General features: G+C 62.0%; 18 protein-coding genes and 1 tRNA gene. 11 read left to right on the forward strand and 8 right to left on the reverse strand.

All coding sequences use genetic code 11. The features are described 5' to 3' along the window. Window positions 1-171 precede the first annotated feature (171 nt). Complete coding sequence (locus IFO71_RS12080; RefSeq protein ID WP_332309368.1) at window positions 172-1563, reverse strand: peptidylprolyl isomerase; 1392 nt, start codon at window positions 1561-1563, stop codon at window positions 172-174. A gap of 280 nt (window positions 1564-1843) precedes the next feature. Here IFO71_RS12080 and IFO71_RS12085 point away from each other — a divergent pair, with 280 nt between their 5' ends. The 4 genes from IFO71_RS12085 (at window position 1844) to IFO71_RS12100 (ending at window position 9329) form a co-directional block, all read left to right on the forward strand. Further along, window positions 1844-3598 carry a peptidylprolyl isomerase gene (locus IFO71_RS12085; RefSeq protein ID WP_192029899.1) on the forward strand — a complete coding sequence of 585 codons (1755 nt, stop codon included), beginning with the start codon at window positions 1844-1846 and terminating at the stop codon, window positions 3596-3598. Window positions 3599-3600: 2 nt separating this feature from the next. After that, window positions 3601-5754: a sulfatase-like hydrolase/transferase gene (locus IFO71_RS12090; RefSeq protein WP_225444598.1), complete on the forward strand. Its 2154-nt coding sequence runs from the start codon at window positions 3601-3603 to the stop codon at window positions 5752-5754. Between the two features lie 231 nt (window positions 5755-5985). Beyond that, window positions 5986-8130 (forward strand): DUF11 domain-containing protein, encoded by a 2145-nt coding sequence (locus IFO71_RS12095; protein WP_192029901.1) that lies wholly within the window; start codon window positions 5986-5988, stop codon window positions 8128-8130. A 191-nt stretch (window positions 8131-8321) separates the two neighbouring features. Continuing rightward, on the forward strand, window positions 8322-9329 hold the full coding sequence (locus IFO71_RS12100) for a GGDEF domain-containing protein (RefSeq protein ID WP_192029902.1): 1008 nt from the start codon (window positions 8322-8324) through the stop codon (window positions 9327-9329). Window positions 9330-9497: 168 nt separating this feature from the next. On the opposite strand, the gene IFO71_RS12105 is transcribed toward IFO71_RS12100, so the two are convergent. From IFO71_RS12105 to IFO71_RS12115, 3 genes are read right to left on the reverse strand one after another with little or no spacing between them, the layout of a single operon-like run. Then, complete coding sequence (locus tag IFO71_RS12105) at window positions 9498-10283, reverse strand: hypothetical protein (RefSeq protein WP_192029903.1); 786 nt, start codon at window positions 10281-10283, stop codon at window positions 9498-9500. Window positions 10284-10285: 2 nt separating this feature from the next. After that, a complete protein-coding gene (locus IFO71_RS12110; RefSeq protein WP_192029904.1) occupies window positions 10286-12193 on the reverse strand; it encodes an alkaline phosphatase family protein in 1908 nt (635 codons plus the stop codon). Continuing rightward, window positions 12193-12417, reverse strand: a complete 225-nt coding sequence (locus IFO71_RS12115) for a hypothetical protein (RefSeq protein WP_225444594.1) — start codon at window positions 12415-12417, stop codon at window positions 12193-12195. Before IFO71_RS12115 ends, IFO71_RS12110 begins: the two co-directional genes overlap by 1 nt. Window positions 12418-12595: 178 nt before the next feature. Here IFO71_RS12115 and IFO71_RS12120 point away from each other — a divergent pair, with 178 nt between their 5' ends. Beyond that, the gene (locus IFO71_RS12120; RefSeq protein ID WP_192029905.1) at window positions 12596-13663 is read left to right on the forward strand and encodes a sulfotransferase family protein; all 1068 of its coding nucleotides are present in this window, start codon (window positions 12596-12598) and stop codon (window positions 13661-13663) included. Between the two features lie 87 nt (window positions 13664-13750). Here IFO71_RS12120 and IFO71_RS12125 read toward each other — a convergent pair whose 3' ends face one another. After that, the gene (locus tag IFO71_RS12125; RefSeq protein WP_192029906.1) at window positions 13751-14188 is read right to left on the reverse strand and encodes a DUF6491 family protein; all 438 of its coding nucleotides are present in this window, start codon (window positions 14186-14188) and stop codon (window positions 13751-13753) included. 191 nt (window positions 14189-14379) lie between these two features. Here IFO71_RS12125 and IFO71_RS12130 point away from each other — a divergent pair. From IFO71_RS12130 to IFO71_RS12140, 3 genes are all read left to right on the forward strand, one after another. Then, window positions 14380-14455, forward strand: a tRNA-Phe gene (locus tag IFO71_RS12130). Between the two features lie 432 nt (window positions 14456-14887). Further along, window positions 14888-15352, forward strand: coding sequence for a hypothetical protein (locus IFO71_RS12135; protein WP_192029907.1), 465 nt, complete (start codon window positions 14888-14890; stop codon window positions 15350-15352). A gap of 163 nt (window positions 15353-15515) precedes the next feature. Beyond that, complete coding sequence (locus tag IFO71_RS12140) at window positions 15516-17087, forward strand: WD40 repeat domain-containing protein (RefSeq protein WP_192029908.1); 1572 nt, start codon at window positions 15516-15518, stop codon at window positions 17085-17087. A 377-nt stretch (window positions 17088-17464) separates the two neighbouring features. Here the strand turns inward: IFO71_RS12140 and IFO71_RS12145 are convergent, their stop codons facing one another. The 3 genes from IFO71_RS12145 to IFO71_RS12155 all read right to left on the reverse strand — a co-directional run bounded on the left by IFO71_RS12145 (window position 17465) and on the right by IFO71_RS12155 (window position 18927). Next, complete coding sequence (locus tag IFO71_RS12145; protein ID WP_192029909.1) at window positions 17465-18049, reverse strand: HutD/Ves family protein; 585 nt, start codon at window positions 18047-18049, stop codon at window positions 17465-17467. A gap of 3 nt (window positions 18050-18052) precedes the next feature. After that, on the reverse strand, window positions 18053-18517 hold the full coding sequence (locus tag IFO71_RS12150; RefSeq protein WP_192029910.1) for an SET domain-containing protein-lysine N-methyltransferase: 465 nt from the start codon (window positions 18515-18517) through the stop codon (window positions 18053-18055). A 116-nt stretch (window positions 18518-18633) separates the two neighbouring features. Beyond that, entirely contained in the window at window positions 18634-18927 is a 294-nt protein-coding gene (locus IFO71_RS12155) for a ComEA family DNA-binding protein (protein ID WP_192029911.1), read from the reverse strand. A 264-nt stretch (window positions 18928-19191) separates the two neighbouring features. Here IFO71_RS12155 and IFO71_RS12160 point away from each other — a divergent pair, with 264 nt between their 5' ends. Genes IFO71_RS12160 through IFO71_RS12170 form a run of 3 tightly spaced genes read left to right on the forward strand, consistent with a single transcriptional unit; the run spans window position 19192 to window position 21615 of the window. Further along, window positions 19192-20670 carry a M20 family metallopeptidase gene (locus tag IFO71_RS12160; protein WP_192029912.1) on the forward strand — a complete coding sequence of 493 codons (1479 nt, stop codon included), beginning with the start codon at window positions 19192-19194 and terminating at the stop codon, window positions 20668-20670. A 10-nt stretch (window positions 20671-20680) separates the two neighbouring features. Beyond that, window positions 20681-21130 carry an META domain-containing protein gene (locus IFO71_RS12165; RefSeq protein WP_192029913.1) on the forward strand — a complete coding sequence of 150 codons (450 nt, stop codon included), beginning with the start codon at window positions 20681-20683 and terminating at the stop codon, window positions 21128-21130. Beyond that, window positions 21127-21615 carry an SET domain-containing protein gene (locus tag IFO71_RS12170; RefSeq protein WP_192029914.1) on the forward strand — a complete coding sequence of 163 codons (489 nt, stop codon included), beginning with the start codon at window positions 21127-21129 and terminating at the stop codon, window positions 21613-21615. The genes IFO71_RS12165 and IFO71_RS12170 overlap by 4 nt, the downstream gene beginning before the upstream one ends. Window positions 21616-22295: the final 680 nt, after the last annotated feature.

The raw sequence follows: 22295 nt of genomic DNA on the forward strand, positions 1-22295 counted from the left end.
CAGCACGTTCAGCGATTCGGCGAAGGGCCGACCGATTGCCGAATCGAAGAACCACCTGACGCCATCGATCGTTGGGTAAGATCGACCGAAATCGCGTTTCGCGGGACGAAGTCCGACAGGCTGTTAGCAGGGCGATTGCCCGAACAATCTGCGCCGGCGCCTGGGCACCGGTCAGGAGAATTTCAGCGTGCGAATGACTTCGTCGCGCACACGCTGCTTGAGCTGTTTGGTTTGCCGCTGCCGATGTTGCCGCTTCAGCTCGGGCAGCGCATCCTGCAGCGACAGGTCCTGACCTTCCCGGCGATCGAGCAACTTGTAGATCCAAACCCCGCGATCGCCTGAAACGAGAGTTATCTCGCCTTTGGCAAGCTTGCGTGCAGCGCGAGACAGCGACCAGTCTCGCGAGGCCAGCTGCGTTGAATCGAGCCAGCCAAGATCGCCGCCCTCAGCCGCACTCTTGTGCGTGGAATAAGTGCGCGCAGCCTGTTCAAAGTCGATCGTATTGTTCTGCAGCAGCTCCAGCACTTCGCGCGCGCGCGCGGCGCCCGGGGAGTTGGCCTCGCCAAAGGCGATGCCGGCGACACGAAACTGCCGCAAGCCGCCGCCGGTGCGATGTGCGAAGGCCTCGCGCAACTCAGCTTCCGTCGGCTCTTTGCGCCACTCTTCCACCCGGCGATCCATTTCACGCATCGCCAGCTGCTGCATGGTTCGCCAGCGCAGCGCCACTTGCGTTGCTGGCAAGCGGTCGAGCGACAGTGATTCGGCATGCTGTGCCCGGAGTTCGACCAGGCGTTGCTGCCGCTGTCTGGGAGTCAGGCTGTCGTCTTCTTGGTCGATGCCTGCTGAGGCCAGTAATTGGGCATCCAGCGACGCTTGCATCTGATCGGCTTCGAACTTCGCCAAGGCCTGCCTGACCATTCTGCGCACGTCTTCGGGCGGGGGCGTGACCGGATCTTCGATATCCTCGCACCAGAACAGAAACAAGCCTTGGCCAAATTCGATGACTTGACTGATGTCGCCGGGCTGCATCGGCTCGACTGCGCTGGCCACCACCGGCGGAAGGTTGGCCAATTTGACCAGTCCCAGTCGGCCGCCCTTGAAGCGCGTGTCCGATTCTGATTCCTGCTCGGCCAGGGCAGTGAAGTCTTCCCCAGCCATCGCCCGCTGTCGCAGCGAAGCCATGCGTTCGCGTGTCGCTGTTCGCCCTTGCTCGTCGTCGGGCAAAGCCAGGAACAGGTTGCGCAGCTTATAGCGCTTGGGCACCTTGAACGCATCCGGCTTGGCTTGCAGGGTCTGGTCGATTTGCGCTTCGGAAATTTCGATGCCGGCTCGAAGATGTTGCGCCAGGGCATCGCTCAACACGTACAGCCGCACCTGCTGCTCGATAAGCGCGGCCGATGGGCCGCCTGCTGACACCTCGCGCTGTTTGGCCGCGCGCGACAGCACCTGCCCGGTCGCGAACTCAAGCAGGTTCTCCGGCGCATCTGGCAATCCTCTCCAGCGCAGCCACGATTCGTACTCTTCGCGTTTGATCTGCAGATCGTCATTCCAAACGGCGAGCACCTCGGGGGCAGCTTCCTCCGTGGTTGCGCTCGCACTCGTCACCTGACCATGCCGCCCGCAGGCAGTGATGGCGAACGCCACAAACAGCGGAGCGAGCGCGAAAGAAAAAAGGCGCTGAGCGGTCTTCAATGCGAACTTCCTGGCAGGGCTGCAGAGCATAAAGCCTAATTCAGCTGGATCAAGGGCGTCATGATCAGTGCCAAATTGACTTCGAGTCTGCTAGCTTGCCGTGCCGAAGCCATTGCAGGTAGCTCTGATCGTGATGTTGTCGTCAACACCCATGCGCAGCGCCCGATCGCTGCCGTTCGTTTTGCCCCGTCTGGCCCTGATTGTCGCCGCGCTTGCCGGCACGGGCTGTGACACGCGGATGGGCGCCGGCAGTTACGCTGATGTGAACGATACGCCTGCAGGCCCGGATGTGGTCGCCCGTTTTGGTCAGATCGACCTCACCGTGGATGATCTCGACCGCTATGTGCTCAGCCTGCCGGCCAAGGATCGTCCTGCGCCGGGTGCCAACCTGGATGCCTGGTACCGGCTGCGTGCTCGTGAACTGGTGGTCGATCGCGTGTTCCTGGCAGAAGCCAAACGCCTGGGGCGTGATCAGGCGCCCGAATTCTTGCAGTCGCGCGAGTTTGCCCGGCAGCAAATTCAGGTGGAGCTGTGTCTGCACAACCGACTGGCGGAGATGCCGCCGTTCTCCAAGGCAGATCTTGAGGCTGAGTTCGAGCGGCATCGGGATTCGTTCCAGAAGCCTGAGCGACGGCTGACGTTCAATCTGTTCCGCCGTGCATCGAATCCCGAGGCGCAATCGCGGGCCGTGCAAGAGCTCACTCAGCTGCGTGATCGCATCCTCAATGGCGACAACTTTTCGCGGTTGGCGCGTGAGCACTCGGATTCCGAAACACGCCACAAGGGTGGCGAAATCGGATGGCTGGAGCGAGGCACGTTGCCGCCCGCAATGGACGAGATCGTGTTTGGCCTCGAGGAGGGGGTGCCAAGTCAACCGATCACAACCACCGACGGCGTGCATGTTTTCTTCGTGCAGTCGCTGACGCCGGCGCGCGAGGCGACGCTGTCAGAGGCGATGCCTGTGTTGCGCGACAGGTTGCAGGCACGGAGAGTGGAACAGCTGGTGAAGCCGATAGCCGAGCAGGATTCCCGGCGCATCGAGTTGCCCAGCCGCGAAGCATTCGAAGCCCTGTTGAAGAATTCGGGCGGCGATCAGGTGTTGATGAGCGGTGATGACTTCAGCCTCACGGTCGCCGCGTTTCGCCGCAAGCTGAGTCAGGTCAAGCAGGATCGTTCGGTGCCGGTTACCGAGGCCTGGCGATACCTTCAGGTGCTGCGTACACGCGAACAGTTTCGCGCCGTCTGCGCATCCAATGACTGGATCGATCAGAACAGGCTGACCGACTCCCTGCAGGTCTGGGAGGAGCAGGTCCTGATCGACAGGCAGCGCGCAGCCAGCCTGCTGGAGCTGGCCAAGCAGAACGAGCCGCGACTGTTGCAGTACTACAACCAGAACATCGAGCAGTTTGGTCCGCCCTTGCGTTGGCAGCTGCGGCGATTGCGGATGTCGGTGAACAGCCAGGGTTTCGGAGAATTGGAGCAACTGGTGCGGCCGGGGACCACGCTGGAATCGCTGCAGGCGCGCTTTGGCGGGGAGATTGCCGAGTTGCCTAACCAGCAGCAGTCGGATCTACGCCGTATCTCGCCTGTACTTCCAGGTGTGATTGCTCCGCTCAAGGTGGGTCAGGTATCCGCTCCCTTGCGCACGCAGGCGGGAGTGGAGGTATTCCAGCTGGTTGAGGAGAGCGAGGGCAGCGCGCCGTCGTTCCAGGAGGTCAAGGAGCGCGTTGCCTCGACCTTCGTTGCGCACCACGCGGCCGATCTTTACCAAGCTTTTGCCGAGCAGTTGCTGGAGGATCGGCCCATCGAGTTCTTTGCCGAACCGTTGGCCCGCCTGGTAAACGCCGGATTGCCCGATCCCGACATCAGTGCCGAGACGCTCGAACAATTGTTGGAGGCACTGTGACCATGCTTCGGGCATTCACCAGGACCTGGCTGACGACGGCGATCGGCTGCGTCATTCTGGTCAGCCTCGCGCTGCAGGGCTGCTCAACGGGAGAGCCGCGCTGGAACGTTCTGTTAGTGACCTTCGACACCACACGGCCCGACCACCTGGGGCCTTATGGCGCCACGCGTGCCTCGACTCCCACCCTCGATCGTCTCGCCGCAGAAGGGTTTGTGTTCGAGCAGGCATTTTCTGCAGCGCCGATTACGGCGCCATCGCATTCGACCATGCTGACCGGCAAGTATCCGATTGCCCACGGTTTTCGCGACAACGGCCTGTTCGTGTTGGGTGAGGATCAGCTGACCCTGCCGGAGATCCTGCGTGAGCACGGGTATGCCACGGCAGCGGCGGTCGGCGCCTACCCGGTGATCGCCAAGTTTGGCTTCAGTCAGGGCTTTGACCTGTTCGACGATAACCTCACCGGTCATATCGAAGATCACCTGGGCGAGCGAATCGCGCCGAAGGAGCGTCTGTTTTTTGACGAGCGGCGGGCGGCACAGGTCAATGAGGCGGTGCTTCCCTGGCTGAACCAGACAGCGCAAGCCGGCAAGCCCTTTTTTGTCTGGCTGCATTACTTCGACCCACACCAACCGTTTGAACCACCGGCGCCGTTCGATCAAAAGTACGCCGACGATCTCTACTCGGGTGAAATCAGCTATACCGATCAGGCGTTGGGCCGGCTGCTCGCACAGATGGAGCGCTTGGGTGTTCTCGAGAATACCCTGGTGGTAATGGCCGCCGATCACGGCGAAGGCCTGGGAGAGCACGGCGAGGTCACGCATGCGGTGTTGGCTTACAACTCGACCCTGCAAGTGCCGCTCATCGTGCGTCCGCCCGAGGTGCAGAATCCGGGTGGTCGAATCAGCGAGCGGGTCGGCACGGTCGATATTGCGCCGACCATTCTGGAACTGCTGGGCATCGAGGTGCCTGAGCAGATGCAGGGGCGATCCTTGGCGCCGCTGATGCGCGGCGAACTGGGTGAGTGGCGTCAGTACTACGCCGAGAACCTGTCTCCGCACATGTCGCACGGCTGGGGAAAGCTAAGGGTGCTGTTCGATGGCAACTACAAGTACATTCACGGCCCGCGGCCCGAGCTTTACGATCTCGAGGCCGATCCAAAGGAGCTCAGCAACCTGATCGAGGATGATCAAGATCAGAGTACGCGCATGCATGAGGAGCTGTCGCTGTTCTTGAAGGAGTTTGCCTCTGGCGCCAGCGTGACCGCGCCATTGGACGCCGAGTCCATTCGCATGCTGCAGTCCCTGGGGTACCTGCAGGGCGGGGCGAGCGGGCAGACCACGGTTTCAGAGGAACTCGAGCCAGGCGGCGTGGCGCCGCATCTGCATGTTGGTCTGATCAACGACATGAGCGCCGCCAAGCATCTGTTGTTCGCCCAGCGCTACGGCGATGCCGAAGTCTATACCCGCAAGCTGATTGCCGCATCGCCCGACAGTCACAGTTACATCGAGATGCATCTTGCTGCATTGGTGGGGGGAGGCAAGTCGGAAGAGGCTTGGGCCTACCTGAATGCGCCGAAGGCGATCGACTTCAAACCCTCGGAATCGATCATTACCGGATTGGCTCTGGCGCGCAGCGCGCAAGGGCAGGAGGAGGAGGCGGCCGACGTGCTGGGACGTTTCGCCGCCGCGCACTGCAGTGCGCGGGCCTATTGGGTGCTGGCTGATATGCCCGGATACGCGCAGGATGCGGGCAAGCGCTGGCAGGCGCTGAACAATGCCCTGCAATGTGACGAACACTTTGCGCGTGCGCGGATTGATCTGGCGGTCGAACTTGCGCGAGGTGATCGACAGGCCGAAGCCGAGGCAGAGTTCCGTACCGCCCTGCAGCATGCGCCTTACGAACCCATCGGCTGGTACAACTTCGGCACGTTCTTGCTCGCTGAGGGGCGGTTGGATGAGGCGGAGGGACGGTTTGCTCGGGCGGTCGAGCTGGCCCCGCAGTACCGCAAGGCCCGGCTTGCGCTGATTGCGACGGCGGTCGAGCGCGGCGAGTTGGGGCTCGCAGAGGAGCGTCTGCGCGGACTTGAGCGGGATGCACCCAACAGTCCGGAGGCGGCCGCAGGGCGCGCCCTGATGGGTCAGGTCGCCAGTCCCTAACGAGCTGTTTCAATGGGAATCAAGCCAAACTGGCGTGGCCTAGGTCGACGCCGGCCGCAGTGGCATCCTGTGCGAGCGTTGAATCGGAGATGTGAATGATCCGTCGACACAATTCGATGTTCAGCTGTGGTACTTTTTTCCAGGGGGCACTCCACGTTGCAGCTTTCGCCGCACACGGCGAGGGGCACGTGATGCCGAACAACAAGGCTACAAAACCCGAGGGCGTTGTCGATGAAGGTCAAAACGATTGGCTGTCTCTCGCTTTTCCTGATGTCGGCAGGCGCACAGGCTTCCGAGTCGGCCCTGGCCAAGGAGGCCGTCTGGTCGCGCTCCGATGTCGAACGCATCGCCGCCCTGGCGCCGGCTGATCGGCGCGCTGCCCTGAAACAATTGAGTCCGGCCGATCGTCGCGGACTTTGGTTCGCCGTCATGTCGGAAGTCCGCGCCAACCGCGGCGCCGGCAGCCCCGCCACCCGAGGGCAGGGAGCCTATCAAGGCGCTGGGAATCGTGCGGGCGGCAAGCGCGGTCCGGTCAAGTTCGATACCGGCGCCAAGGTGGTCGGAACCATTCAGTATGACGATGGCGTGGCTAACACCACGTTTGGCGGCGGCGCAATCATCGGCAACCGCTTCAATTCGGCGCGCGTCGGCATGAATCTGGAGCCCATTCTCACCATGGGCACCGTCAATACGGTGGAAGCGGTGGTAGTGCAGGGACCGGCCTTTACCACCAGTTCGGCCGGGTTCGTTCTGCTTGGGCCGCAGACCGTTGGTGGCGGCGCCATGGCCATCTTCAGCACCTTCACCGGTGCCACGGGCGTGACTGACACCATCCAGTTTTCCGGGCTTGGCGTGAACTACACCGGCGACAGCTTCTTCGTGCTGTTTGGTGACTTTGCCAACAGTTACGTGCCCGCTTTCGGCACCGGGACCAACCAAACGCAGGGCTTCCATGGCGTGGTGGGTTACACCGGCGGCATGGGCCCCAATATCACCGGAACCTTCGACTTTGGTGGCACCCGAAACGGCCTGATTCGCGTCACTGGCGATGTCCTTCCGATGGAGCTGGCCTCGGCCGATCTCTCGATCACCAAGACCGATGGCGTGACCAGTGTCACCGCTGGCGGCACCGTTACGTATACGATTGTCGGCAGCAATGCCGGCCCCAGTGCGGTCACCGGCGCGACGGTGGCTGACACCTTCCCGGCGCAGCTTTCCGGTTGCACCTGGACCTGCGCACCCTCGGGTGGAACGGCCGCCTGCACCGCATCGGGCTCGGGCAACATCAATGACGCCGCGGTCAATCTGGCCATGGGAGAGTCGGTCACCTACACCGCTACCTGCAACGTCAATCAAGGCACGGCGGGCGCATCCCTGATCAACACCGCGACGATTTCCAGCGCAGTGACCGATCCGGATGCGATGAACAATTCAGCTACCGACACCGATTCCATTGGTGCCTCGGCTGATCTGTCGATCACCAAGACCGACGGCGCGACCACCGCGGTAGCGGGTTCGAGCGTTGTTTATACGATCGTCGGCAGTAATGCCGGCCTCAGTGATGTCACTGGCGCCACCATCGCCGATACCTTCCCGGCGCAGCTGACTTCCTGCACCTGGATCTGCGCCGGCGCCGGCGGTGGAACCTGTACCGCTTCTGGCAGTGGCAACATCAATGAGTCGGTGAATTTGCCCGCTTCAGGCTCGGTTACCTTCACCGCGACATGCACGGTGATTCCGGCGACTACGCCCGGTACCTCGATCATCAACACCGCCACCATTGCGGCGCCGATGGGTGTCACCGATCCGACCCCAGGTAACAACGCTGCTACCGATACCAACACCACCTCCAGTCCGGCGGCAGTCAGTGCCACCAAGACCGTGGCGCCGGCCGGTGCAGGTTTTGCCCCCGGCGCCGGTGTGATCTACACCATCGTGCTGAGCAATGCAGGCCCGGCCAACCAGGCTGACAATCCAGGCGATGAGTTTGTTGATCCGCTGCCTGGCGGCCTCAGCTTCAGCTCGGTCTCGGCCACCTCGGGTACGGCAGCCCATTCAGCCGGCACAGTGACCTGGAACGGTTCGATTCCTGCCGGCGGCACGGTGACCATCACCATTAATGCCTCCATCACCCCGGCCGCCGGTGGTGCGGTAGTGAATCAGGCAACGGTGAACTTCGACGCCGACGGCGATGGCACGAATGAGTCCAGCGCGCTGACCGACGACCCGAACCTGCCGGGTGGCGCCGATGGCACCGGCTTTACGCTGGCCGCCTTGCTGATTCCGGTCAACGCAGCCTGGGCCCTGGTGCTGCTGGCTTCGGTAATGTTGGGTGTTGCCATGTGGCGCCGCCGCGCCGAATCCGCCAAGCGTTAGTCGCTTACTCGGACGAAGTGTTGTGGAAAGGCCCGGCGAGTCCGGGCCTTTCTGTTCTTGCAGCGCGAGAAGTAGCAGACCAGCCCAACGTCAACGGTTTGGCTGGCTGGCGCTGCGCGTTCGCTTCGGCGGCGCCGCAGAGCGCTACACTCCGTCAACGCAGTCGCCTTGCGATATGGCTGGAGGGGGCCATGGCAGATTCCGATCGCTTGCACTTTCCCTTGGCCGAGGATGAATCCCGGCGTCTTGCCGCATTGCATCAACTCGGCATTCTGGACACTCCGCGTGAGGATGATTTCGATCTGCTGACTGAACTGGCGGCTGAGTTGTGCGGAACGCCCTACGCGTTCGTGGTCCTGATCGATGCCGATCGAATCTGGGTCAAGTCAGCCTTTGGAATGGGCTTGCAGGACAGCAGTCTGCAACGCGGGGCGTCACCTTGCGCCTATGTCGTGGCGCAGCAACCGATGTTGGTCATTGAGGACGTGGACCTCGATCCGCGAACCCGGAACATGCCGCACGCGCATTTCCAGATGTATGCCGGCGCTCAATTGCGAACGTCGGACGGATTGGCGCTCGGCACGCTATGTGTTGAGGACAGTCGAGTACGCCGACCTAGCGAGAAGCAACTGGAGTTGTTGCAACGCCTGGCACAGCAAGTCATGCAGTTGATCGAGCTGCGCGCAGCCAAACGGGAGTTGCTACATCAGGCCAGTACCGATGCATTGACGGGCCTGGCCAATCGACGCGCCCTGTTTCAGCGATTGCAACAGGAACTGGCCCGCAACAGCCGCCATCACTTCGCCTTGAGTTTCGTGGTGATCGACATTGATCACTTCAAGACGGTTAACGATCGATACGGCCATGCCACCGGAGATGTCGTGTTGCAGCAGGTCGCAGAATGCTTGCGACTGCACAGCCGCGAAACCGACCTGATTGCGCGCTTCGGCGGTGAGGAGTTCTGCGCCATCCTGATCGATAGCGATCTTGAGATGGCCGTGCAATGGGCAGACCGCACCCGCGTCGCGCTTCACAACATGCAGATCAATGGCTTTCCCCAACTCAGAATCAGCGCCAGCTTTGGCGTGACCAGCGTGTCGAAGGGACAGGACCACACCCCGGACACGCTGTTTTCGGCGGCCGACAAAGCAGTCTATCGCGCCAAGCAGGCGGGCCGGGATCGGGTTGAGTCCGGCTAGTTTCCCGCAACCAAGCCCGGAAAAGTATACGTCATTTATGAATGTTATTTCTGCGACAGGACACTAGCTAGCGAAAGCACTGGAATCCCGCCTGCATGCGCCTGCACGGGAATGACGAGTGACAATTTGTTCAACGACCGCGGTACGCCGAAGGCGTGCTGGCGGCGGTCAGTGAATCTTCCACTTCCAACGTAGCAAGAGCGAGATCAGCACGACCGCAGTGAGGTAAAGGGTCAGCCAGTTGCGCAGCCAGGATGGGCCGAAACCGATTAGCTCACGCGGCTTGAGTTCGATGTTGAGTTGCTCGATGGCGCTGCCATCGGGCAGGTAGCCTGAAGGGTTGCCAATCAGCCAGTTGAACACCGGAATCCGCTGATGCACGACGGCGCTCACCTGTTGCAGCGGCAGTTCCAGCAGTATCCTTTCCGCCTGCTGCAGTTGCAGTTTGCTCGACTCATCTGGCCAGGAAACCTTCCACGCCCGCTGATCGGCATTCCACTCGACCTCTGGATCATTCCAACGCAACTGCTGGATCGCGCTCTGGCTTCCGATCGCTTGAATCGACACGGCATCGCCCGGCTGTGGTCTGATCCACTCAAAGCTGTTGGACAACCAGGGCAGCACCAGCAGAATCGGCAGGCCCGAGAGCAGGGCCGGGCCGAAGCTCAGCCCCAGGTGCCGTGCGCTTAGACGAAACAGCGCACTTACCTGTTGCAGCAGGCCGTCGAACGGCCCATCGTAATCGGCCAGCTCGGCTCGAAGGCTGCGCGCTGCCTCACTGACGTGCTTGATCTCGTCCTGGCGCGAGCATTTCCGATACAGCGCCATCGACACCCAGGCGGAAGCGGTGGCGTACACCATCAGCCGCGCCAGTGGAGGGAGGCCCAACCAGGCCAGCCCACTGTCCAGGGCGTCGAACAGCGGTGCCGGTAGATCCAGCAGTCCATCACTCATGATCAGTGCCCAGGGCCGGCTGGCGTGCGTTCGAGGAGAAAACGCGCCATGGCAGCGATGCCTTCAATCTCGGTTTCCGGCTTGAAGGAGGTGAACAGTACGCCTGGAACGAGTTCGGGGTCGATGCAGTGGTCACCGCTCCAGGCTTGTTGATTGTCCTCAATCAAGGCCGCGGGCGCCGCCCCCAGGCTGGTTTGCCAGGATGCGCGATAGCCGCTGGAGTAGCCGATCACCAGATCCGGTGCATGGGCACTTTCCGGGCCAGGATACAGCTCGCTGCCGAGGAAGCTGCGGCGAACGACGGCCGTGCCGTCTGTGTCGCGCCACTCAGCCAGCGCGCTGCGCAGTTCCGACAGCAAGGCGTCGCGTTGATCGACGGCAACAATGCCCTGGGCTTCTCGCTGCTGCAGATTCAAGAACAGGCCATTGAGACCCAGCGCGTAGGCGCGACTGCGCGACCAGTCGACCTGGGCAAACAGTGGCTGTGATTCGTTCGCCCCGGGTTGCAGCGCCAGCCAGCCGTTCTCGATCAGCCAACGGTTCAAGTGCGCAGCGCGGCGGAACGGTGCAAAGCCATGATCACTCAGCACGACCAGCTCATCATTGGGCTTGAGCTGCTTGCGCACTTGACCCAGCACGCGATCGGCTTCCTGATAGATCCAGGGAATGGCGCCGCGGGCAAGCGCGGAGGATTCGCTGTGCAGCGGATGCGTGGTGTCGAGCCCGCGCCAGAACATATGACTCACTCGGTCGGTCTGCACAAACACCTTAACCACCAGTTCGCTGTCGTCAGCATCCAGGGCGTCCTGGAGCATGGCTTCGCCCTCGGCCAGGGTGGTCTTCACCATGTCGAGAAACCCCTGTTCGTCGAGATGCTCCTGATTCATCGACCAGGTTTCCTCAGGCATGCCCAGGGTGTGGTATCGGCCCATCCTGGCCGCCAGTTCAGCGGCATAGTCCGCCGGGTAGCTCAGTGGCAGCACTGGCTCCATCGGATCGGCGTGGATGGGTGAAACGTAGAGTTTTGGACGCGGAAAGCCTGCCAGCATCCGCAATCGAACCATACCTGGAATCGAGCCCAGGCCGTAATCGAAACTTACCGGCCACCAGTCGCTCCACTGGTGAAGCTGCAGGGATTCGGTTCGCCCCGCCAGCGTGACCTCAACCTGTGTCGCAGAAAACTTCAGGTGCAGATCGGACTGCAGCACGCCTTCGGCAGGTTTCAGTGGGTGCTGCGGTCCGTCCAGCCTGGTCTGCACACCGCCATCGTTTTGCATGCGCATCAACACTACGCGGCCGCCGCTCTCGGCCTGATCAACGCGACTTGTGGTGTAGTAGCTGTAGGTGCCCTGCGTGCCGAGCAGGTCGGGCACGCCCATGCCCGAGACCATGCGCTGTACCGGTTCGGGTGGGTAGGTGACGGGCACCCTGAACACACTGGCTCGCTTGCCCGATTGTTGCGCGGTCAGCCAGAACGGTTCGCCGCGACGCAGGTTTTCCAGCGTGCCTTCACCGATCGGAAGATGCCAGCCGAACAGATTGAGGTCGTCTGGTGCCGTGTACTTGGCGATGGAAAAGTCCGGCCGATAGGTAGCGGCGTCGCGGCGCAGGAAGTCGAAAATTCCGTGATGCCCAGATTTAAGCCCGGTGGCGAAGTGCGACCAGGCCACCGGGGATTGCGGAGGATTGCTCGTGGGCAGGTGTTGGTAGTGGCCTTCTTCCCGCAGCCTGGCAAATTCGGGCAACAAGCCCTCCGCCATCCAGCGTTCGGTCAACACCGGGTCCATGCCATCGAAGCCGAGCACCACCACGCGCCCCTGGGCCTTGGCAGGGGGAGGCGGTTGACTGCAGCCGATACCGAATAGAGCGGCAGCGAGGGCCGCTGCCGTCAACGCAGGGCGCCAGCCCATCAATCGCCAGCCGATGAATCCGCCGAACGCGCCTGCGCCTTCTTGCGCATCCGACGCATCATCCAGCGCAGGGGCCAGATTAGCAGGGACATCAGCACGACGAAGATGCCGATCACCCAGGCCCAAAGCGAACCCAGCAGGCCAATTCCGGAGCCCGGGCCAACATAGGCTTGCGCATCCAAGGCGAACAGCAGGCTCAAGGCAAGAAAGATGATTCGCAGCATGTCAGTCATCCAGAATGGAACGCGCAGTGTAGCGGAATCGAAACGATCGCAGGCCTTAGGTGAAAACGACATCACGCATTCGGATAACCTTGTAGCGATGACCAGCACCACCAGCCGATCTTTCAGCAAATCTGCGTTTCAACCGCCGAGCCGTTCGCTGCGTTTCGCAAGTTGGCTGATGCAGGCCGGTCGTCGCAGCTGTGAGCGTCTGGCCGATCTGGAGTCGACCTTGCTGGCCGATGAGATGCGCAGCACCGAAGTGCGGGCGCCGATCTTCATCGCCGGCGTGGCGCGGTCGGGCAGCACTATTCTGCTTGAGGCGCTGGCCTCATTGCCCGGCTTGGCCAGTGCCCGCTATCGCGATTTTCCCCCGATCTGGTTCCCGTACTGGTGGGACCGCCTGCGTGCGCAGCTGCCCCTGCCATCACCGCCCTCCCGACCGCGAGCGCATGCCGACGGCATCGAGGTGACACCCGACAGTCCCGAGGCCTGCGATGAGTTGTTCTGGATGCATTTTGTGCCGGGCCGACATCAAGTCGGTGTCGATCAACGCCTGAATGGCGACTACAGCAACCCGCGCTTCGAAGCGTTCTATCGCCGGCATCTGCAAAAAGTCTTGTACACCCGCGGCGCCAGCCGTTACCTGTGCAAGGGCAACTACAACCTGTTGCGCTTGCCGTATCTCAAGCGCGTGTTCCCCGACGCACGCTTTGTGGTGCCGGTCCGCGATCCGATTGAACATGTCGTTTCCCTAGTTCGGCAGCACGAGCGATTCGATCAGCTCGCGCGAACTTGGCCTAGCGTTGGCACCCAGCTCGCCAGGAGTGGCCATTTCGAGTTCGGGCCGCAGCGTCGTGCAGAGTGCGCGGGCGATAGCGGGGTCGCCGCCTTGATCGAGTCCCTTTTCAGGGTAGGAGACAATATCGCCGCCTACGCACATCAGTGGGCGGCGTCCTATGCTGAGTTGGCCCGCGTGCTGGAGAATGATCGACAGCTGCGCGACGCAGTCCTGATTGTGTCGTTCGAATCCTTGTGCTGCGACACCGAGAAGATGCTTGAGCGCCTGGCAGAACACTGTCAGCTGGAGGCCGCGCAGAGGCAACAATTGCTGCGCGACTGGGGCGGACGGATGCGCGCGCCAGCGCGTCGCGAAATCAGCAGCGAGGCGCAAGCTCAGGTGCTGAGCATTTGCGCCAAGGTGGCTGAGAGAATCGGGCTTGGGGGCTTCGGCGAAGCAGCTGGCTGATGTTTCGGCGAGTCAGTATCAGCTGGCCGCACCCAGAACCGCTTCAGACGTTGCTGGTGAGCGACGAAGGCGGGGTGACGCGCTCGATCAATCGCTGTCGCGTGCTGCGTGTTCCGCCTTCTTCAGTGCCGCCACGTCGACCGGGCGGATTTCGGCGATGCGACAGCGCTGATCTTCGAATCGAACGTCGTCGAAGCGGCTATGTACCCGATTCTGGGTCGAGCTCAGAGCTATCGCCGAGGTGAAGTCGAGACCAGAGCAGGGCTGATCCACCTCGATCAGATAGGCGGTGTCGAGGCGCGTCCACACCGCCACATGCGAGCGGCCGAGCGCCTCCCAGCGGTGCATTTGCCAGAAATGGAATGACTTCACCGGCGCCTGAGCGACCTCTTCAAAGAGTGCCAGACGCTTCGCCATCCGATCGCCGGGGCTGGTGGTGGCGCAGGCACTCAGCCCTGCGGCCAGAGCCAGGGCACTCAATCCCAGAGTGGAAAACGGTTGCAGATGGCGGGAGTTAGTCTTCATATGGGCCTCGTCTGCCTCGCTTGATGGTGCGCCTACTGACTTGACGCAGCAAGCCGGCCAACCGTCGCAGCCGCCGCTTCGACGATTTTTGACGCGTTCAGTCAATCGGCCCGGAATCAGCTCTTGACGAAACGCTTCAGGCCCGCTTTAATGCGCGCCTTCACCGCGTGGCCGTTCGGCCAGCGATCAGTGGCCGGGTAGCTCAGTTGGTAGAGCAGGGGATTGAAAATCCCCGTGTCGGCGGTTCGATTCCGTCCCCGGCCACCATTTCCCGTATATCGTTCTGGATCTCTACTTCGAGTGGATGCCTCGCGCGAACCGCCTCGTCGGCGGCTGCGTGGCGCTTCCCTGCGCCACGTCCTGCGGACTCGCTGCGCTCGCGATGCGTTGCTCCTGCACGCATATCGATTCCGTCCCCGGCCACCATTTCCCGTATATCGTTCTGGATCTCTACTTCGAGTAGATGCCTCGCGCGAACCGCCTCGTCGGCGGCTGCGTGGCGCATCCCTGCGCCACCATTTCCCGTATATCGTTCTGGATCTCTACTTCGAGTGGATGCCTCGCGCGAACCGCCTCCTCGGCGGCTGCGTGGCGCATCCCTGCGCCACGTCCTGCGGACTCGCTGCGCTCGCGATGCGTTGCTCCTGCACGCCTCCCCAGCCACCCAATCGAAGATTCGATTGGCTAGACTTCTCAGGTATGAAGACGTTCGCTCCCCACGGTGGTTTGATCGAGATTTCGCGTCACGGCCGCGTGCTGCGGGTTGTGGGGGGCGGGGCGACCAACGTTGAAGGCATCAAGAACTACTTGGCGCTGCTAAAGCCCTGGGTTGAGGCCATGCGCGGAACACCTTGGGCCACGTTGGGAATCGTTGATCCAAAGGGGGCGCTGCTGACGCCAGAGGCGGAGGAATTCTTTCACCAGAGCGTTCCCGCACTGTCGGCCGCGGGTCGGGTGGCGATGGCCCTGGTGTGTCCGCCGTTTCCGGGCAGCAAGATCCTGCGCCGGCAGTGGGAGAACATCTATGCTGGTTCCGATAGCGCACTCGAATTATTCGAGGAAGAAGCCTCAGCTTTGTCTTGGTTGTTCGATCGTCTACGCGCACACGGTGTCGACGAAGCCGAGCTTCAGCCAGCCGGGTCCGCGAACTCCGGTCTACCATGAAGAGTTGGGCAATCGACCGCCTTGGCGTTCTGGCGGATGCTCGCAGCGGAAATTGACGCGCAGGAAAGTGCGGAGACCTCAGGTCTGGACGTCTGGACCGGCCACCTTCCGAACGTCAACTTCCACCGCAACGCCCGTGGTCCCTGAGTAGGCTGGGACTGGCGTGCAAGTCGCGCTAGAAGGCATGGGGCCGATTGCACAGAAGATTCCACTCAAGGCGAGCCAATCGAGCATGCGTTCTCTGTACCCGTTCGAGATCAGGCGAAATGCCCTGGCCTTGCGTATTGGCACGGATCTTCCGAAGCCACGTAAACTCACTGTGCGCAAGCCGGGGTTTTCTCTCGGCTCTTGCGAGCGCATGCACTTCACCCCAAGTGGCGCGCACCTGATCGCCGTCACGGTGAATGGGACGCATCTGTGGGAGGTGGCTACTGGCAAACGCATCCTCAAGCTGGCTGTGCCCAGCAATCCGACGGAAGTCACATTCTCTTGTGATGGTGCTCAGGCGCTGGTGCGCAACGAGCAGGGGCAGTTCGTTCGCCTGTCGTTATCCGACGGGTCGGTGCTGGCGAAGTTCAAAGCTAAGTACCCGTGGCGACTTGATGGCACGCCCGGGTTGGGGCCAGACAACAGAGTTCTGCAGTTGGCGTACGAAGGTCGCCTTCTCGAACTGGACGGCAAGAGCGGCAAGGTGCTGCGCGACCTTCAGCTGGAGCCCACGGGCTATTCGGGAGAAATTTACTGGATGCCACAGAACGAATGTTGGATGGTGGCGCAACGGAGCGTCGACAACGGTCGAGGCCGCTCTGTGCCCTGCGCGCTTTGGCGCTGGGATCGTGGATCAGCCAGTCCTTGCCGTCTGCCGGGACAATGGGACCAACTCACTACTGCCCGGGTGTCCGGCGGAGAAGCCTTGCTCTTGCACCATGCAGGTGAGCCGGGACGGGCGTCGCGCGGAGTGCTGGAGCGCTTCAACATTTCGACAGCGACCACGACGCCGATAGGCGACGCACCTGTTTCGATCGCGTCTACGCCTTCGCTTGCACATGACGGCGGTGCTTTTGGTGTGGCGGGAGACGACGGACCGCATATCGACATCGGTGGCGAGGTCTTGCAGCTTCCCGGCAGGGCGTATGTGCAATTTCACCCTGCAGGCGACCTGGTCGGCATCAGCGGTCGCACAGCGTTCGTCGCACCACGTGGAGACCTTGCCAAGCAGATCCCCGACTTGCACGAGTGGCGCCTGCAACGTGAATTGGAGGGGCGCGGATACTCGCGACTATCCGCACTTGGAGGAACAATGCCGCCCCGTATCGTAGTGTTTGCACGAGAAGATGAATGGCTGGTGCAGGCTGAAAGAATCGAAGGCCGATACTACGTTCCACTTGCGGAGGCTTTGCTGGTTGAGGCGCGCAGTGAACAAGCCATCAAGCCAGCGCTGGCCGAGAAGCACAATTGCTCCCGCGTGGGTGTTGGCATAGTGGAGCCGACGACGAACGAGCGGCGATCGTTCCACGGCAGCACCCTCACGCCCCCTTGCCCCGGATGGAGAAGCGCGGTCGCAGTGGCCTTCGCCGGCGACGCAGTTGACGTATGGCCGCTCAAGCCCACAGGCGCTACTGCGTTTGTTCACGACTGCTACCCAGTGGCTGCGCTGGCGCCGGATATCGACATGGCCTCGCTCATATCGGCGATCCGCAAGATGCTCGTCTGGTTCAAGCCGCGTCGCGACTGAGCGCAAGCGCAAGCGCAGTCGCAGTCGAGATCACAGCTCTGGCGAAATGGAGACGCGAGGCTCTTGGTGCTCGCCGCTTCATCAGCAATGTGGCGGGCCCTGGCGCCCCGGCCCGCCATCGCCCGCCCACCGCAACGCTATGTGGAGGGGAATTGAAACCGTGGCGATGCGAAGCTGATGCTGGAAGACCCGCGCAGGCGGTGCGCCGAGGCGCACCCTATGAGGGCAGCTTGCTGCACCGATGGGTGTTGAGCGTGGGTAGGGGCGGACTTGATTGCGTCTACCCATTTCCTGCGCTGCTTGTTGGGCTGCGCTTCCAAACACTGCAGCTTTCTGAACACCAGGTTGCGTGCAGAACGCTCGGTGTACGAGATTGCTCAAACGAGCCGATCAATCTTGATGATCAGTAACTCGCCCGCGCCTTCCAGCTGGGCGCGTCCCTGTTCGGCCAAGGGGTGCAGGCGAACGCTGTCTTGCGGTTCGAGGGCGATGCTGTTGCCGGCGACATTGACGTTGGCGTGGCCGGCGAGGTTGAAGATCAGCCATTCGCTGCCAGGCTCGGCAAAGAACACCATTGAGCCGACCAGGGGGCGATGCAGCAGGCGGGCGTCAACGCGGTCGGGGCGCCAGATCAGATTGAAGTCCTGGGTCGGGCCATCGAGCAGCTCGCAGCTCAGGGCGCGGTCGCCGGAGAAGTCGCAACGGCCGTGAGGAGGGTGCAGTTCTGCGACCTCGCCGTCGTCGAACCGAAAGCGCATGCCGTTGCCGCTCAGCAATACCAAACTGCGCTGGTAGCCGGGAAAGCGCGAGAAGCCGCAATCCTGGTCGATGTCGGCCAGCGATAGCCGCCAGTCAAACTCATCGCCGGCACCGGGTTGGCGGGCGATCTCCCGGGTCCAGCCGAGGTTGTTCTTCCAGCGTTGTCGCTGGTAGCCGAATGCTGGTAGGTGGATGGCCAGCATCGTTCAAACGCCTGTCAGCGAGGCCAATTCGGCGGTTGAACGGCGCAGACTTTCCTCCCAGCTCCAGCCGATGATCGACTCGCCGCTGACGGCGTCGTTGAACTCTTCGCGCTGGCCCTCGCCGAGCAAATGGCGATAGTCGACGGTTAGTTCATCGTCCGCTTCGATGTCGCGCGCAGCAAATACAAAGCCCAGGTGCCACAGGCCATTGGGCTGAAAGCTATGATTGATGTAGCACTCATCAGGCCACTCCAGCGTTACGGTGAAGCGATCCTCGAACCATCTCACCGAGGCGGCCAGTGCGCTGGTCTGATCGGGCATCGCTAACACTTCGTCCCACCGATACACCTGTGGGATGCCTTCGGGCGCGACAATGATGCGTCCGGCGGCGATCGGCTCGCGCAGAAAGATGCCTTGTCCGGCACCGGGAATACGGGAAGGGGCGACGCTGTAGCGGGGAAGCAGCATGGGGGCCTCGAGAATGAAGGCCCCTAGTGTAGCGGCCGCGCAGTGCGCGCGGTGGCCCGGAAAAAGACGCCGCCCCGCGCCGACGCTTCCTGCGCCGGGCGGGGCGGGGGCAAACCTCAGGACTTGCTTGCTGGCTTCTGCGGGCCAACTTCAATCACTTCGCGATTCTTTTCCACCGTCTTCAGGCCGATGCCCTTCACCTCGGCCAGTTGATCGATGCTCTTGAACGGACCGTGCTCGGTGCGGTGGGCTACGATGGCTTCGGCCTTGGCCATGCCAACGCCGTTCATCGCGTCGGCAATCTGGGCGGCGGTGGCGGAGTTGATATCCACCTTGCCGGCGGCAAGAGCGCTGCCCATCAGGGCGAAGCTGAGCATCAGGCTGAGCAGAAAGGTCTTGAAAGTATTCATGGAATTCCCCTTGTTGAATGGTCTTGGTTGGGTGTTTCGTTGTTCGCTTCAGGCGAGCTGGTCGGTGTGGCCGGCCAGTGGGGATAGTTTCCGTGTCGACCCGGTTCAGGCCCATCGGGCTTGTACGACGGGCGTGGTCAGACAATTCGATCGCGCGCAGTAGGATTTTTCCTACCCGAACAGCTTGGGAATCCGCCTTGAAGACACAGCGCATGCGTAGGGGCTGTAAACTGGCGGCTTTCCGGACACTTCGAGGAACGCTTCATGGATCATCAGAAGCTCAGTGCCTTCGTTGACGAGCAGTGGGATGCCGAGATCGTCCCGCAGTTGGTCGACTACGTGAAAATTCCCAACAAGTCGCCGATGTTCGATGCCGACTGGGTGAAGCACGGATACATGGAGGACGCGGTCAAGCTGATGGAAGCCTGGGCGCGTGCTCAGCCGATCAAGGGCATGACAGTGGACGTGGTCAGGCTGGAAGGCCGCACACCACTGATCTTCATCGAAGTGCCGGGGCAGGGCGATGATTGCGTCTTGCTATATGGTCATCTCGACAAGCAGCCGGAAATGACCGGCTGGGCCGATGACCTTGGCCCGTGGAAGCCGGTGTTGCGCGACAACAAGCTGTACGGCCGCGGCGGCGCCGATGACGGTTACGCCATCTTCGGCTCGCTGGCGGCGATTCGTGGCCTGCAGGAGCAGGGCATTCCGCATAGCCGTTGCGTGGTGATGATCGAGGCCTGTGAAGAGTCGGGCAGTTACGACTTGCCGTACTACGTCGATCATCTGGCCGAGCGCATCGGCAAGCCTTCACTGGTGATCTGTCTGGACTCGGGCTGTGGCAACTACGACCAGCTCTGGTGCACCACCTCGCTGCGTGGTCTTGCCGGCGGCAATCTGAAGATCAGCGTGCTGTCCGAAGGTGTGCACTCCGGCGATGCCTCGGGCATCGTGCCGTCGAGCTTCCGCATTCTGCGTCAGCTGCTGTCGCGCTTTGAAGACGAAGGCAGCGGACAGATCATCATCGACGATCTGCAGGTCGATATCCCGGTGGAACGAATTGTCCAGGCCGACGCGGCGGCCAAGGTGCTGGATAGCGCGGTGTTCGACAAGTTCCCCTTCCTGCCCGGCATGCGGCCGATGCACCGCCAGCTCCGCGAGCTGGTGCTGAATCGCACCTGGCGTCCGGCCTTGTCGGTGACCGGGGTGGATGGCATGCCGCCTTTGAACAGCGCCGGTAATGTGCTGCGCCCGCATACCGCAGTGAAACTCTCCTTGCGTCTGCCGCCGACCCTGGATGGCGACAAGGCAGGCAAGATCCTGCGTGACATCTTGCTGCGCGATCCACCCTATGGCGCCAAGATTGAGTTTGAACTGGAAAAATCCTCCACCGGTTGGAATGCACCGGCCATGTCGCATTGGCTGGAGCATGCCATTGACGATGCCAGCCAGAGCTTCTTCGGCGCGCCGGCGGTGTACATGGGCGAGGGCGGCACCATTCCGTTCATGGGCATGTTGGGCGAGAAGTTTCCTGGTGCGCAGTTCATGATTACCGGCGTGCTGGGCCCGCACTCCAATGCCCATGGTCCGAATGAGTTCCTGCATATACCCACCGGCAAGAAGTTGACTGCGAGCGTCTCGCGGGTGATCCAGAAGCACTACGAGGCCAGCGAGCAGGGGCTCACTCAAGGCGTGGGCGTGGCCGAAGGTGAGTCCCGGTTTGGCGATCACGGCTGCTGCTAAGGACTGGATCATGCGATGGATTTTGTTGTTGTGCCTGAGCGTGGGCGCAGTGGGTTGTGCCGCCAATGGCGGTCAAGGAGCACAGGCAGTGAAGGAAGACAAGCTCACCGTGCTGCCGGAAGACAGTCGCTGGAAACTGGTGTCCTCCGATATCGAGGGCTTGCAGGCAAAGGCGAGCGAAGCGGTTCGCCTGGAGATCGCCGGCGGTACGTTGCGTGGTGACACCGGCTGCAACCAGTTCTTTGCTGGCTACAGCATGGATGCCGCCGGCGCCATCAGCATGCAGCCGGTGGTGCAAAGCAAGCGTGCCTGCGCTGAGCCGGAACGCAATGCGGTCGAGCGCGCCCTGCTGGACGCTCTGCGCGAACTGCAATCGGCCAGTCAGCGAGGCGACGAGCTGGTGCTGCACACGGCGGCTGGTCGACTGGTGTTTGCCGACGATGCGCTGGTGGCCGAATGAAGCGTCCGCCCAAGTTGATTACCCGCTGTTCGCCCATTCATGGCAATGGCGTGTTTGCCGGACGTGACCTGAAGGCTGGCAAGGAACTGATCGAATACAAAGGCAAGCGCATTAGTCACAAGAAAGCCGACAAGCGCTACGCCAACACGTCCGATACCGGTCACACCTTCTTGTTCACTTTGAATGAGAAGTACATCATCGATGCCAATGAAGACGGCAACGATGCGCGTTGGATCAACCATAGCTGTGATCCCAACTGCCAGGCGGTGCTGCACGAGGCCGAAGACGGCAAGGCCAAGCACGACAAGGTCATCATCGAAACCCTGCGTCCCATCGTGGCGGGCGAAGAGCTGACCTATGACTATGGCATCGTGCTGGAGGAAAAGCACACCAAGAAGATGAAGAAGATCTGGGCCTGTCGCTGTGGATCGCCGAAGTGCAGCGGCACCATGCTGAAGCCAAAGCGCAAGAGCGTTGCCGAGTAGCTACAGATGAGACCGATGTGTGGTGCTGTTCGCCCCACCGGCTGGCGCTTCGCAACTCCCTCCCCGATGTTTGGGGAGGGTTGTTGGGATGGGGGCAGGGAGCCGACCTTTTCCTGCACGGGGACTCGCGAAGCGAGGTTCCTGGGGGGGGGCGAGTCTCGCTTCGCGAAAGCGCACACGGATCTTGAACCACCGTCGCGGTTTAGAGCCCCTCTCCCCTGGCGGGAGAGGGGTTGGGGAGAGGGGGTGCTCACTTCGCGGGTTCGCCCCCTCTCCCCCGCCCCTCCCCCGCCAGGGGGGAGGGGAGCAAAGCCTGACGTCTGCGAATGAATGGCTTACCCCATCGGTTCATGGAGAGGGGAGCAAAGCACGGCATCGGCGAATCGATGAGTTACGCCATCGGTTTCTGGGTGGCCCCGAGACTCGCTTCCCTAGACCGCACACGGATCTTGAACCATCGCGGTTTAGAGCCCCTCTCCCCTGGCGGGAGAGGGGTTGGGGAGAGGGGGTGCTCACTTCGCGGGTTCGCCCCCTCTCCCCCGGCCCTCCCACGCCAGGGGGAGGGGAGCAAAGCCTGACTTCTGCGAATGAATGGGTTATGCCATCAGTTCATGGAGAGCGCGAGGCGTGCTCCTGCCGCTCGCAGCGATTTCACTTCGATATTGACCGCTTTCGAAAGC

Origin of the sequence: Pseudomarimonas arenosa (assembly GCF_014841215.1) — a bacterium.
In the GTDB taxonomy this organism is placed as follows: domain Bacteria; phylum Pseudomonadota; class Gammaproteobacteria; order Xanthomonadales; family Xanthomonadaceae; genus Pseudomarimonas; species Pseudomarimonas arenosa.

What these genes read in the sequence shown, in the direction of transcription:
- IFO71_RS12085 (WP_192029899.1), top strand. Translation starts at nt 1,844, where the DNA reads ATGCGCAGCGCCCGATCGCTGCCGTTCGTTTTGCCCCGTCTGGCCCTG.
- IFO71_RS12090 (WP_225444598.1), top strand. Translation starts at nt 3,601, where the DNA reads ATGCTTCGGGCATTCACCAGGACCTGGCTGACGACGGCGATCGGCTGC.
- IFO71_RS12095 (WP_192029901.1), top strand. Translation starts at nt 5,986, where the DNA reads ATGAAGGTCAAAACGATTGGCTGTCTCTCGCTTTTCCTGATGTCGGCA.
- IFO71_RS12100 (WP_192029902.1), top strand. Translation starts at nt 8,322, where the DNA reads ATGGCAGATTCCGATCGCTTGCACTTTCCCTTGGCCGAGGATGAATCC.
- IFO71_RS12105 (WP_192029903.1), bottom strand. Translation starts at nt 10,283, where the DNA reads ATGAGTGATGGACTGCTGGATCTACCGGCACCGCTGTTCGACGCCCTG.
- IFO71_RS12110 (WP_192029904.1), bottom strand. Translation starts at nt 12,193, where the DNA reads ATGGGCTGGCGCCCTGCGTTGACGGCAGCGGCCCTCGCTGCCGCTCTA.
- IFO71_RS12115 (WP_225444594.1), bottom strand. Translation starts at nt 12,417, where the DNA reads ATGCTGCGAATCATCTTTCTTGCCTTGAGCCTGCTGTTCGCCTTGGAT.
- IFO71_RS12120 (WP_192029905.1), top strand. Translation starts at nt 12,596, where the DNA reads ATGCAGGCCGGTCGTCGCAGCTGTGAGCGTCTGGCCGATCTGGAGTCG.
- IFO71_RS12125 (WP_192029906.1), bottom strand. Translation starts at nt 14,188, where the DNA reads ATGAAGACTAACTCCCGCCATCTGCAACCGTTTTCCACTCTGGGATTG.
- IFO71_RS12135 (WP_192029907.1), top strand. Translation starts at nt 14,888, where the DNA reads ATGAAGACGTTCGCTCCCCACGGTGGTTTGATCGAGATTTCGCGTCAC.
- IFO71_RS12145 (WP_192029909.1), bottom strand. Translation starts at nt 18,049, where the DNA reads ATGCTGGCCATCCACCTACCAGCATTCGGCTACCAGCGACAACGCTGG.
- IFO71_RS12150 (WP_192029910.1), bottom strand. Translation starts at nt 18,517, where the DNA reads ATGCTGCTTCCCCGCTACAGCGTCGCCCCTTCCCGTATTCCCGGTGCC.
- IFO71_RS12155 (WP_192029911.1), bottom strand. Translation starts at nt 18,927, where the DNA reads ATGAATACTTTCAAGACCTTTCTGCTCAGCCTGATGCTCAGCTTCGCC.
- IFO71_RS12160 (WP_192029912.1), top strand. Translation starts at nt 19,192, where the DNA reads ATGGATCATCAGAAGCTCAGTGCCTTCGTTGACGAGCAGTGGGATGCC.
- IFO71_RS12165 (WP_192029913.1), top strand. Translation starts at nt 20,681, where the DNA reads ATGCGATGGATTTTGTTGTTGTGCCTGAGCGTGGGCGCAGTGGGTTGT.
- IFO71_RS12170 (WP_192029914.1), top strand. Translation starts at nt 21,127, where the DNA reads ATGAAGCGTCCGCCCAAGTTGATTACCCGCTGTTCGCCCATTCATGGC.